Source organism: Streptomyces sp. NPDC001890, assembly GCF_042891445.1.
Classification (GTDB): domain Bacteria; phylum Actinomycetota; class Actinomycetes; order Streptomycetales; family Streptomycetaceae; genus Streptomyces.
This window is the reverse complement of the sequence record NZ_JBIATE010000030.1, coordinates 47,119-58,650: the sequence shown is the minus strand read 5'-3', so window position 1 is coordinate 58,650 and position 11,532 is coordinate 47,119. Positions and strand designations below refer to the sequence as shown.

Below are 11,532 nucleotides of genomic sequence, written 5' to 3'. Positions count from 1 at the left end.
GGGCCCGGCGCAGCCTCAGCGCCGACGGCCCGGCGGGCGGTCGGGAGGGCAGCGAGCGCGTCAGGCCGACGCAGCGAAGGCTGACAGGCGCGTCTCGAACGCGTCGTCGTCGCTCTCGGGCAGCCGCTGCGGCCCGTCCTCCCGGCTCGGCGTCAGGCCGGGGTTCGACAGGACCATGTCGACCCAGCGGGCGACCCGGGCGGGCGCGGGCACCAGGTCCTCACCCATGAACCAGTCGCTCATACCGGCCTCGGCGGGAAGGTGGAGCACCCAGCCGTACGCCTCGTTCCAGACGAGTTCAAGGTCTTCTTCCTCGTCGGCGTACGGACCGCTGTCCGGCACCTCCAGCGTGACCACAGCGGTGCGTACCGCCGGCGGGCGGCCGGTTACGGCGTGCCCCGCGACGGTCAGGCCGATGTCTTCGATCTCGGCGACCACTGCCTGAACGTAAGGCTGGTGATCGGTGCGGCTGTTCATCATGCGTGGCACTCCCCCGTTGCTCCAGCGGGCGGGCACTGACCCGCCCCACACCGCCTGCATCGGGCACCACCCGACCGGCGACAGACGTACATGATCCCTACCTGACGACCATAACGACTCAGAAGCAACCGATATAAGTTCCCACCCCGACACAAACCTCCCGCCCCACGCCCCGCGGCTAGTCCCCCGAGTTATCTGGCTACATTTTCTTCATGGCGAGGGTGAGCATGAAGTTCCACGTGGCCGTGACCGAGGATGCCTTGAAGGCACTCAATGGGCGTCGCAAGGACGAGCGGGAGCGCGAGGAGGAGTGGATCGCCGCGCGACGGAAGGAACTGATCGCGCCCGGCATGTCGCGGCGCGCGGCCGCCGCCGTCCGGAGCGACATCCGGGCCCGGGTCGCCCGGATGCGGCGCACCGGCGAGTTCGGCGGCACCCGGGACGACATCGTGACCCGGGCGGTCCGCGAGGAGCTACTCACCCGCGGCCTGGACCGCAAGTGGCCCAAGCCCCCGGCAGGCGAGATCGAGGCGCCGGGCCGCCCATGGGGCACTCCCCCGAGCACACCCATGGGCGAGGGCGGCTACACCCATCGCGTGTCGGTGAACCTGCCGTACAACCTCGGCGACACCGTCCGACGCGCCGCGTACTGGACCAGCAAGGCCGCCGTCGAGGCACTCCAAGACTGGGCCGACCGCTGGGGCGACGGGATCGACGTAGCACTACGGGAAGCTGAGCGCGATGGCGTCCCCTCCGAACTCGCCCTCATGTCCGCCACCGGAAGGCCGTCCGCCCCGCAGTCCGCGCTGGAGATCCGTGACCGGCTTCGCCAACAGATCCTCACCACAGGGGACTTGATCCGCGCCGCTGTGGACCGGGCCACCGGGGGCAAACAGCCCGAACTTCCTGACGGCGGGTGACCCTCAGAGCGCCTGTGTCAGCGCCTGTGTCGCGGTGGCCGTGCCCTCTGTCAAGGTCTGGCAAGCTATCTGCGTCCGAGTACCCAGCAGGGGAAGCCTACGGAGGTTCCACATGCCCCCCTCGCAGCGAAGCGCAGTCAGTACACCCCGTCCGCACCGCGCCAAAGTCATCACCTTCTTCCAGCAGAAGGGCGGCGCCGGGAAGTCGACGGACGCCATCAACACCGCCGCGGTAATGGGCGAGAGCAACCCCCCCGAGCCTGGGAAGCCCTGCCCCGTCGTCGCCTGTGGCGTCGACGTCCAGGGTTCCCTGGAAGAGTGGGCCAGCAAGGTGCCCGAGGAGCGGCTCCCCTTCGACTACGTCATCACCAAGGGCAAGGTCGGCGAGCTTGCCAAGCTCGTCCAGGACCCCGACGTCCTCCGAATCATCGTTGACACACCCGGATTCGCCGACATCGACCCCAACGCGCCGATCGACGCGGAGGACCCGCTCGGCTTCGGGCCGGCGGCGGAGGCGATGCGTGAGGTGCTGGAACTCACCGACCTCGCCCTGGTGCCGATCGTGCCGGTCGAGACGCTGACTCACAAACCGGCCGAGTTCACAGTGGAACGCCTGCTGCGGCCGCGCGGCATCCCGTTCCGTCTGCTCATCAACAACTGGGACAGCGGAACGGACCCGAAGAAGAAGGATCTCAAGGAGATGCAGGACTGGTGCCGGGAGCGTGACTACCCGTTCATGTCCCAGGCCATCCGCAGGTACAAGATGCACGCGCAGGCCCCTGCTCAGGGCCTGACCGTGATCCAGTACAAGGAGAGCGGAACGGCGCTGCGGGCGCGCGAGGACTTCTACAAGTTGGCTCTGGGCGTGGAGGGACTGATCTGATGGGCGGGCAGCGAAACGCCTCTCCTACCGAACGGTGGGAGTACAAGAGCGCGATCGACATGGCGAAGGCGCTTCAGCCGCTCCGTCGCCCCCTGTCTGCGCAGCCGACAACCCTCACGTCAGACGAAAAGGGGATGCTCGCGCAGTGCGTCGCCGCAGTCGACACGTTGCAGTGGGCGTTCTGGCTTGCGGGGAAGGCCCTGGAGAACATCCGGGTGGGCAAGCTCTACCGCGCTGAGTGTGACTCCTTCGAGGATTTCGTGTGGAAGCACTGGCAGATGAAGAAGGCGTATGCCAACAAGCTCATCAGGACGTGGCGCATCGCCGAAGCCGTATTCGAACTTCTCTCGAACGAAGTGGCTCCAATTGGAGCCGGTTCCAGGAAGAAGCCGACCGCGCTGAGTGCCAACGCCGAGAAGGCACTCAAGGCGCTCAACCAGGCCCAGGTGTGGGAGCTGGTTCCAGTGGCGGACACCTGGGACATCGACGCGGCACTGCTGGTCTACCGGACCACGGTCGAGGTCGACGGCGTGAACGTGACGGCCAAGGTCCTCAATGGGGCAGTTGCGTCACTGCCGACGGGCGACTTCGACGCCAAGCAGGTCGCCGAACACGTACGGGACTACCTGGAGTCCCTGGACGACGAGGACGACGAGGGCGACACCCCGGCCGACTTCGCGGCCCGGGTCGAGAAGGCAGTGCCCTACAGGTGGGTGAAGCGCTTGGCGAAGAAGGACACCGTCGCAGCCGGCCGCTACCTGGACGAGCTTCAAGCCCACATCGACAAGTGCAGGACAGAGCTGCTGGAGTCGACTGGCCCTGCTGAACAGCAGACCGAGACACCGAAAGAGACAGAGGCAGCGGTCTGACGACCCCTGGAAACACAAAAAAGCGGCCCCGTCCGAGGACGGGGCCGCTTCATGTTGTTCAGCTCAGATGCCGTGTGGCTCAGGCCGTCCGGGAGTGCTGGAGACGCGCCGTGGGCTGGATGAGGCGACTGAGGATGGGTACCCTGCGGGCCCACGCGCGCCAGCGGGGCGGGTGGACGTGACGCCAGGCGCTGTTGAACACATCGCCCTCGCCGGGGAAGCGCTGCCCGATCCCGCAGGTGCACTCCCAGCCGTACGGGAGCGGGGCGGAGTCGTCACGGGTGGCGGCGACGACGACCTTCGTACCGTCGTGATTCCCGTGGAAGGTGCCGATCACCCAGCGGCCGGAGCGGAGGGCGGCTTCGACAGGGTTCGATGCTTCGATGGCCATGTGGTGTGGGTCTCCTTGATCAGGTCAGTGTCGACGGGGCCGGGTCAGCGAGTCGAGGAGCCGAGTGCAACGAGCGCCGCAGCGAAGGTCTCGAACGAGTGGTGCCAGCTCTGATCGAGGCAGTAGGCGCCATTCATCCCGTGGTCGGCCAGCTTGTAGAACCGCTCCTTGCCGCTGGCCTTAGCGAGCCGGTGGAGTAGGCCGTTGGGCACTCGGCGGTCGGCGGCGTAGTGGGTCAGACCGGAGAGGGCGAGCGCGCCGACGACGGCCACGGGGTTGAGGCGGATGCCGAGGAGTCGGGAGCCCGCGACGAGGACGAGACCTTGAGTGGCCGTGTAGTTGATGACGTGTCGGGTGCACGCGGCGCGGCCACCCTTGGTGCCGACGGTGGTCTCCTCGTCGGTGTCCTCGTGCTTGTAGGTGACGGGGGCGTCGTCGGTGGCGCCCTTGCACTGAGCGTCGAAGTCGGACTGCCCCCAGTGGTCGGCGTAATCCGCCGCCATGCGGAAGAGGGCGTAGGCGGCGGCGAAGTGGGCGGGACGGTTGCGGGTCATACTGAGGCTTCTCCTCGGTTGCGAACTGGATGGGGAGTGCGGGGGCGGCCGTGCATCCGGCCAGAAGTCCGGCCGCTCCCGCGTCGATGGTCAGTCGACGTTGCGCTTGACCGTTTCGGATGGACTGTGGCGCTACGCCGCGGCGTCGGTGCCGATGTCGAACAGACCGATCTGCGCATCCATGAGTTCCTGACTGCGCTGGTCGGCGGCGCGGGCTCGCTCGGCGGCAAGCGCGTCTCGCCAGCAGGGCCAGCACCAGGGCCGCAGCTCCTCCGGCGGCGCGGCGGCGTTCTGCACGTCGGTGGCGTGCGGGGCCTGGGGAGCGGCCAGCAGCGGCTTGTTCTTGCCGCTATTCGTGGCGTTGCACTGCTCGCCGTCGCCGGTGTGGGTCTTGCCGCAGGCGCCGCGGCAGGCACAGTGCCCGCCGTACAGGTCGAGGACGGCGGTCAGGACGTTGTCGGGTCGCTTCACGATCGTTTCCCCCTCAGCGGTCGAACCGGTTGTTGGTGCGGGCGATGACGCCGCGGTTGTGGGTGGTGATCTCGGTGCGGTCCTGGACGACCGTGCCCTCGTAGTGCTCGTTGATGACGGGCGGCGCGGCTTCCACGGCTGCCTTGGCGTTCTTGAAGACGCGGGAGAGAGCGCCGAGGAAGGCGACGGGCGTCACGCAGATGATGCCGACGACGACCGGGTCGATCTGGCCAGCGGTCCACAGCACGAGGGAGATGCCGCCGGAGATGGGTACGGAGGCGAGACCGGCGGCGAGCATGATGCCGCTGATGTCGGTTGCTCGCTGGCTCATGGGGGCCCTGCCAGCCTGCTGGACGGGCGGGGCGTAGCCGGTGGTGGGCAGGGGCGTCACATCCTTGTAGAAGGTGGCGACCGGGGCGTTGTCGCTGTACCCCTCGGCAATGAGCCGGATGGCTTCGGCCTCCTGTTCGGCTTTGGTGAGTGCGCGGCCGGCGGGGTGGTCGGGGTGGTTCACTGGGGTGGCTCCTTCGATGCGTTGGGGGAGTGGGCGGGGACCGGCCGGTCTGTGACGGAGTGGCCGGTCCCCTGCCGCGTCTTGAGGGTCAGGGCAGGCGGTAGACGCCCTTGCCGAGTGCGACGAGGCCGCCCTCGTTGGCGAGCGCGCTGACCTCGTTGTTCACGCTGCGGGTGGCGGGGCCGCCTTCGGTGCCGCAGCCGACGGCGGTGCGGATCTCCTTGAGCGCCAGGCCCTCGGGGTGGTCCTTGAGCGAGGCGAGAATCCGTTCGCGGATCGTCGGGGCCTTCGCCTTGGCGGCCTCCATGGGCGACGGCGCTTCGAGGAGCCCCTCGCCGGTCTCCTGCCGTGCCTTGCTGCCAGCCTCCAGGAGCCCCTCGCCGGTCTCCTGTCGTGCCTTGTTGTCGGCCTCCAGGAGTCCCGTGATGCGCTCCAGTTCACTGTTGAGGGCGTTCATGTCGACCCCGGTCCGCGAGGGCCGTGACGGGCCGCCTGTGGCCTTTCCTGCCTCCTTGGCGGCCTCGGTGCCCCGGCGGGCGTACGCGGCACCGGCGGCACGGGCTTCCTCCGGGGTGAGGGTCGGCATCGGTCGGCCGTCCATCAGTTCTTCGAGCTGGGGGTACAGGCCGTTGACCTTCTTCAGGACGAAGGTCCGGAAGAGGATCGCCTTGCCCTCGGTGATCAGCCATCCCATGCCGGGAGTCGGCACGCCCTCGGTGGCGGCGGTGCCCTCGAACAGCTCCTTGGCGCCCGCGCCTTCGTAGATCCGCTCCGGGATGGGGGAGACGTGCGCGCCGATCGGCGCGATGCCGTCCAGGCCCATGCCCTGTGTGGAGGAGGAGGCGGTGCGCAGCAGGAAGACGTGGCCTTCCTTGCCCTTCTCGCGGATCTCGTGGTTGTCGCCCAGCTCCTTGAGGTGGAGGGACTGGACCGCGAGGTCGACGCCGATGCCGACCTTCTGGCCGGTCTTCTGGAGGTCGCCGATCATCCAGGCGGCTTCCTTGCGCACGTCCTGGTCCAGGGAGGAGAGCAGGCGGTTGATTTCGTCGCCGGTCCACTGGATCAGGCACCACTGGCCGTGGAAGTCGAAGTCTCCGCGGCCGCGACTGTGGGCCTCTCGGTACTCCTTGACCGCGTGCAGCGCGCGGAGTTGCTGCATCGTCTCGGCGGGGCCCTTGGCCATCCAGTCGATGCGGCCCTCCATCTCCGGCATCGACATGCCGCCCTGGACGTCGGCCATCCAGGAGATGACGCCCGAGATGCGCTGTGCGGCGCCGAGGATGCGCATCAGGCCGGACTTGCCCGCGCCGGTGGTTCCGGCGGTGATGCCGTGCTGGGCGCGGCCGGTGTCGAAGTTGAACAGTTGAATCCTGGCGACGCTGCCGTCGTGGGCGACGCCGATGGAGATGCGCCCGCGGTCGTCCATCGTCAGGTCCTCGACTGTGGGGGACCGGACGTGCAGGAGGGGGTTGGCCCGGTAGATGTAGACAACCGCTTCGCGCGGGCCCGCACCCTCCATGACGAGGCGGGAGACGTCGTCGATCCCGAGTGCGGAGCACAGGGCCTCGTGGTTGACCCGCAGGGTCTTGCCGCGCGGGGCTGCGATCCGCAGGCGGATCTGCTCCTCGCCGATGCTGTGCGCGACCAGGTGGACGCCGGGGGCGGCGCCGCCGGTGCAGTTGACGTGCTCGGCCCAGATCTGTTGCAGCGCGCTGCCCGGGTTCTCGGCCTCCACCTCCAGGGCCTGCTCCACGCGCCGGGCCTTGGCGAGGAGGGGTGCGACCTGGACGGCGAGACGGCCGGGGCCGTATCCGTCGACCGCTTTGGTGGTAACCGCGTCCACCGGGATATCGAAGACGCCCGCGATGGCCCGCTCGTCCAGCGTGCGCGGCACGGTCTGGCCGGCGGGGGCCATGATGACCGCTTCGAAGTCCGGCTCGGTGCGGTCGTACTGCCGGATGCCTTCCAGGGTGGTGTCCCCGGTGGCCTGCGACTGATTCCACAGAGCCCGCATGTGGTCGGCGAAGGTGACCGGTTCGCCCTCGGCGGCTTCTGTCTCGCCTGCGAGGACCGGGAGATTGTCGACGGCCCGCTGTACGCCCAGGGAGCGGGTCCAGGGGGCCATGGGGATCATCACGGCTGTCCAGGCGGCCGCGCCCAGCATCGGCCACCCGTTGGGGTAGTCGAAGACGGGGATCAGCAGGCCGCCGGTGTAGGCGGCCGACCAGCCGAGCACGGGCAGGGCCCGCAGGGACGAGGCGAGTGTCCGCGTCCAGTCGTCGGTGTCGCTGCGCCTCCACAGGACGAAGCCGGTGAGGGCCCCGGTGGCCAGGGCCGCGCCGTGCGCCCACCACGGAAGGTCCATCTGGGGGCCGACGGCGGCCCAGGTGCCGGCGGCGGCGTAGACCGTGCGTTCCATCCAGGCGAGGCGGCGGGCGGTTCTGCGGGTCAGCCCCCGCTCACCGGCGGCGGCGGCATCAGCCTTTACGACGTCAGTCGTCGTCATCTTCATATCCCTTCCGGGGGAAAAGAGGGGGAGGGGCCCCGGCGCATTCGCCAGGACCCCTCCCGTGAGGGCTTTCCGCTCCGGCATCTTCGTGGCCGGGCGGATATTCGGTTACTTGACTGCGTTGAATCCGGGCTTGGGCTGTTGTACGCCCATGGACTGCGTGACCTCGTAGATCCCGCCATACTCGCCCTGGTGGGCTTCGTTGAAGCCCTGCGCGTCCATCTGCATCTGGTCGGCGGCGTTCACCAAGTCGCCGGAGGCTTCGGCGACTTCTCGCAGCGAGGTCGCGCCTTCCATGATGAGGGCGGTGAATTGCGGCTCGACTTCCGCCGCGTCGCACATCTCCGAAATGTTGCTTGCTTTATCGGCGTTACGACGAAAGAGCGCCTGGAGCGCCCAGATCTTCTCTTTGAGCAGCAGGGCCCGCCCAGCGAGCACGGTGACGGCGACGCTGAGGCTGAGGAAGCCCAGGTTGCCGTCATAGACGGCAGGGAGGGTGTCCCCGCGGGGGACGACTTCTCCGGAGACGATCTCCCCGGATACGACCTCCCCGGATTCGGCTTCGTCGGAGACGATCTCCCCGGATACGACCTCGTCGGACTCGGCCTCGTCGGGTACGACCTCCCCGGAAAAGCATCCCGTGTTCATGAAGTCTTCTTTGGCCACGATTTCCCCGGACACTGGGTCCTCCTAGTTCTCGTTGTGCACGCGGGCGGACGGCGTGCGCAGGCCTGCGTCCGCGGTCGCCTGGGTGAGCGGCCGGTACGTGTCTTCCATCTCGGTCTTCGCGGTCTCGCAGGTCTCGGCTGCGTGGAGCGACTTGATCGACATCTCCTCGGCCTTGCGGGAGAGGACCTCCATCGACTCGGCGAGCTTGCGCATCGCCCAGGCGGTCATGCGGCCGATGATGTTGTGCTTGGCGGCCAGCCGGGCGGCCAGATGATCCAGCGCGTACATCAGCTCCTTGGCCTGCCCGGAGAGGAGGAGGCATTCGTCGTGCGCGGCGAAGGCCTCCGAGACCACCTCGTCCAGGAACTCGGTGACGTCATCGAGCGTCACCTCCGTCGCGTGCTCGGGGTTCATGCCGTCGTCCATCGCGGTCGTGACGGCCGCGGCCTTCACAGCGGGCGAGTTGCCCACGGGCGCCTCCTTCGTGTTCTTGGGGCCGTGGCTGCTGGTGCCAGCGGGGAGGCCCCGGGCCCCGGTGGTCAGGGGCTCGCGCAAGGGGGCCTGGTACCCAGGCGGGAAGACCTGTTCCGCCGTCCATTTCCCCTGTTGCTGCCGGTCGGTGTCCCGCATGGAGTCGTAGGCACTGCGGCGTTCCTCGCGCGGCGGCGGGGTGTAGAAGTCCCAGCCGGTTCCGGCGGAGCCGTCGGCGCCCGCCTTGCGGGCCCGCTCGCTCGCGCGCCGGGCGCGTTCCTTGCGATTGGCCTTGCGCCGGTCGGCGGGGCCGCTGCCCGAGGCGGAGCCGTGCGTCTTCTTCTTCGACTTCGGCTTCACCCGGGCCTTCTTCTTCTTGCCGGGCCCGGTGCCCTTCGCACCGCCGGGTTTGGGCTTCCTGGTCAGGTCGACCTTCGGCCCGGGGCCGGTCGCAGAACCGCCGGCGGGCTTCGGCTTCTTCGTGAGGTCGACCTTCGGCCCGTCCGGTGTGGCCCCGCCGTCCTTGTCTCCCTTCTTCTTGGGCTTCTTGACCTTGGTCAGCATGGGCGGGGCGAGGTTCTTCCGGCGCTTCTTCAACCGGCGCCCGGCTTCCGTCGCGACGGCCTGTCCCAGCGTCGTGCGGTCCGCGTCGGCGGCGGCCGCCGCCTTCTTCTTCTCCCGGCGGGCCTTGGCCCGGTCCTTGCGCGCCTTCTGCTTGGCTTCGAACCGGTCTTGCCGCACCTGTTCCTTGCGGGCCTCCTTCGCGTCGGCCCGGGCATTGCGGACCCTGTCCTTGGTGTCCTGCCGGGCGTCCGCCCTGCTGGTCTTACGGTCGCGGGCAGCGTCCTGATCCTTGGCCCGGGTCTCCGCCCGGGCCGCCTGCCGGTCCGCGCGCCGCTGGATCTTGGCGCCCTGTCGTGCAGCGACCCGGTCCTGGCGGCCGCGGGCACGCTCCAGCGCCGGGCTGGACTTCTTCGAGCTGGGGGACTTGCCACCCGAGGGCGACTTGATCCCCGCCCCCGAGCCACCGCCCTTCCCGGACGAGCCGTTCTTACCGGACCCCGGCGACTTCGACCCGCCCTTGCCGCCGACCGAGCCGAGCCCGGTGGGCGTCTTCGGTGCGTTCTTCTTGCCGCCCGGCGTCAGACCGCTGCCGGACCCGCCCTTGCCACCACGACCGGGACCGGCCCCGCCGGCGCCCTTGCCGCCGCTGCCTGTGAGGGAGCCGCGGCCGCCGCCGAGGGCCTTGCGGCCGTAGTCCTGGCTGGAGGGGACGGACTTGCTGTGCTTCTGGGCCGCCTTATCGCCGATGCCCTGCATGGCGAGGGAGTGCTTGGCGGCGGCCTCCTCGCCCGAGAGCCGGTGCTTGAGGCGGGCCTCTCGCAGCGGGGCCAGTTCCTCGGCCCGCTCCTGGCGCCGCTGGCGCCAGTCCGTCAGCGCGGTCGCGGTGCCCCGGAGCGCGGCCAGCGCGATGGCCAGCGTCGCCGCGAGGCCGAGAGCGGCGACGCCGGGGCCGTCCGCCTCACCGTCGTCGCCGTCCCGGCGAGCGGGCGCCGTCCCCTCCGAGCGGAGGACAACGGTGCCCGTCGGCCCGGTCGGGCCGGGGGTCGGCGGGAGCGCCGGGGTGAGGTCGGCCAGGGAATCGGCCGCCGACCGGCGCCGTCGAGGGGCGGGTACTAACGTCCCGCCGCCCGTCTCCGGTCCAGAGGCCGGGGACGGCGGTTCGGCGGGCGGATCCGGGGGCGCCGGGGGAGGGGCGCCCGGGATCGGGGGGAGCCCCGGCGGGGGCCCTCCCCGTGATCGGAAGGTGACGACGTTGTTCCGGTTGTCGTCCCGAGGGTCATCAGCCACGTGCTCTCCAGGGTTGACAGAGGGTGATCGGATAGGGGATCCTCGCGCGCCCGCGCGCCCATGCGCCCGCGCGCCCGCCTTGGACCCCCAAATCCGGTCCGCCCCCGGGTGATGATGATGGTGATGACGCTTACGCGCCGTGACTGCCGTCGTGACGGCCGGTCCAGTTCTCCAGCGTCCGCCCGAGGTCGTTCCACAATTCCGGATTGGACTTGCAGATCGCGCGGGCCCGGTCCCACCAGGCGTCGGCCCGGCCCGCGTCGCCGCGCTCTTCCACCTGCCGGGTCTGCCGCGCCGCCCAGTGGGCGGCGCGGCGGGCCTGGCGGTCCTCGGAGGCAGAGGGCACCTGCTGCACTGATCAGGCTCCCTTGCGGTCGAACAGGTCGTTCACGCCCCGGACGCCCTGACTTCCGGACCTCTTGGCAGCGCTCTGACCTGCGGTTTCGTCGCCCTTTTCGTCGTCGTCCTCGGGCTTGGCGGTCATCGCGTTGACCGTCTTGTTCAGCGACTTCGCGGTGAAGTCGTTCACCCGGCCGCGCCGGTCGGCCTTCGCCTCCGCCTTAGCCGCTCGCTGGGCGGGCAGGGCCTGGACGGTGCGGACGTGGTCGGCGTACGCGGTGCGCAGGCCCTCCGAGGCCTGCGCCGCGTCTCGCGAGGCCTTGACCAGGCGGTTCAGGTGCTTCTCGACCTTCCGGGCCCGGCGCTTAGCGGACCACCGGCCGTCTCCCTCCACGTGCTGGGAGCGCAGGACGGCCTGGAACATCGCGCGGGCCGCCTCGTACGTGCCGTGGTCGTCGTTGTGCTCGCGCTGCCGAGCCGCCGTCCAGGCGGTCAGGTGGTCCAGGTTGAGCAGGGGCCGGAACTCCGCCGGCACCCGGTTCAGGACCTCGTTGTTCATGTGCTCGATCTCGGGCACGGGGGTTCTCCTTTCAAGGGGGAAGGGGCCCGCC

At 69.7% G+C, this 11,532-nt stretch carries 13 protein-coding genes; 3 read left to right on the top strand and 10 right to left on the bottom strand.

The window, feature by feature from the left end; genetic code table 11:
- Positions 1–60: 60 nt before the first annotated feature.
- Positions 61–480 (bottom strand): DUF6292 family protein, encoded by a 420-nt coding sequence (locus ACFYY1_RS37395; protein WP_388593710.1) that lies wholly within the window; start codon positions 478–480, stop codon positions 61–63.
- A 212-nt stretch (positions 481–692) separates the two neighbouring features.
- Here ACFYY1_RS37395 and ACFYY1_RS37390 point away from each other — a divergent pair, with 212 nt between their 5' ends.
- The 3 genes from ACFYY1_RS37390 (at position 693) to ACFYY1_RS37380 (ending at position 3,152) form a co-directional block, all read left to right on the top strand.
- Entirely contained in the window at positions 693–1,400 is a 708-nt protein-coding gene (locus ACFYY1_RS37390; RefSeq protein WP_388593708.1) for a hypothetical protein, read from the top strand.
- Positions 1,401–1,512: 112 nt separating this feature from the next.
- A complete protein-coding gene (locus tag ACFYY1_RS37385) occupies positions 1,513–2,283 on the top strand; it encodes a ParA family protein (RefSeq protein ID WP_388593707.1) in 771 nt (256 codons plus the stop codon).
- On the top strand, positions 2,283–3,152 hold the full coding sequence (locus ACFYY1_RS37380; RefSeq protein ID WP_388593704.1) for a hypothetical protein: 870 nt from the start codon (positions 2,283–2,285) through the stop codon (positions 3,150–3,152). Before ACFYY1_RS37385 ends, ACFYY1_RS37380 begins: the two co-directional genes overlap by 1 nt.
- Before the next feature lie 79 nt (positions 3,153–3,231).
- On the opposite strand, the gene ACFYY1_RS37375 is transcribed toward ACFYY1_RS37380, so the two are convergent.
- The 9 genes from ACFYY1_RS37375 to ACFYY1_RS37335 form a co-directional block, all read right to left on the bottom strand.
- The gene (locus ACFYY1_RS37375; RefSeq protein WP_388593702.1) at positions 3,232–3,543 is read right to left on the bottom strand and encodes a hypothetical protein; all 312 of its coding nucleotides are present in this window, start codon (positions 3,541–3,543) and stop codon (positions 3,232–3,234) included.
- A 44-nt stretch (positions 3,544–3,587) separates the two neighbouring features.
- A complete protein-coding gene (locus ACFYY1_RS37370; RefSeq protein WP_388593699.1) occupies positions 3,588–4,097 on the bottom strand; it encodes a hypothetical protein in 510 nt (169 codons plus the stop codon).
- Positions 4,098–4,229: 132 nt separating this feature from the next.
- Positions 4,230–4,568 carry a hypothetical protein gene (locus tag ACFYY1_RS37365; RefSeq protein ID WP_388593697.1) on the bottom strand — a complete coding sequence of 113 codons (339 nt, stop codon included), beginning with the start codon at positions 4,566–4,568 and terminating at the stop codon, positions 4,230–4,232.
- Between the two features lie 13 nt (positions 4,569–4,581).
- Complete coding sequence (locus tag ACFYY1_RS37360; RefSeq protein WP_388593694.1) at positions 4,582–5,082, bottom strand: hypothetical protein; 501 nt, start codon at positions 5,080–5,082, stop codon at positions 4,582–4,584.
- 88 nt (positions 5,083–5,170) lie between these two features.
- Positions 5,171–7,588 carry a hypothetical protein gene (locus ACFYY1_RS37355; RefSeq protein ID WP_388593692.1) on the bottom strand — a complete coding sequence of 806 codons (2,418 nt, stop codon included), beginning with the start codon at positions 7,586–7,588 and terminating at the stop codon, positions 5,171–5,173.
- A 111-nt stretch (positions 7,589–7,699) separates the two neighbouring features.
- On the bottom strand, positions 7,700–8,272 hold the full coding sequence (locus ACFYY1_RS37350; protein WP_388593689.1) for a hypothetical protein: 573 nt from the start codon (positions 8,270–8,272) through the stop codon (positions 7,700–7,702).
- Between the two features lie 9 nt (positions 8,273–8,281).
- On the bottom strand, positions 8,282–10,051 hold the full coding sequence (locus ACFYY1_RS37345; RefSeq protein WP_388593687.1) for a hypothetical protein: 1,770 nt from the start codon (positions 10,049–10,051) through the stop codon (positions 8,282–8,284).
- A gap of 661 nt (positions 10,052–10,712) precedes the next feature.
- Positions 10,713–10,937 carry a hypothetical protein gene (locus tag ACFYY1_RS37340; RefSeq protein WP_388593685.1) on the bottom strand — a complete coding sequence of 75 codons (225 nt, stop codon included), beginning with the start codon at positions 10,935–10,937 and terminating at the stop codon, positions 10,713–10,715.
- A gap of 3 nt (positions 10,938–10,940) precedes the next feature.
- Positions 10,941–11,498 carry a hypothetical protein gene (locus ACFYY1_RS37335; RefSeq protein WP_388593683.1) on the bottom strand — a complete coding sequence of 186 codons (558 nt, stop codon included), beginning with the start codon at positions 11,496–11,498 and terminating at the stop codon, positions 10,941–10,943.
- Between the last annotated feature and the right edge of the window lie 34 nt (positions 11,499–11,532).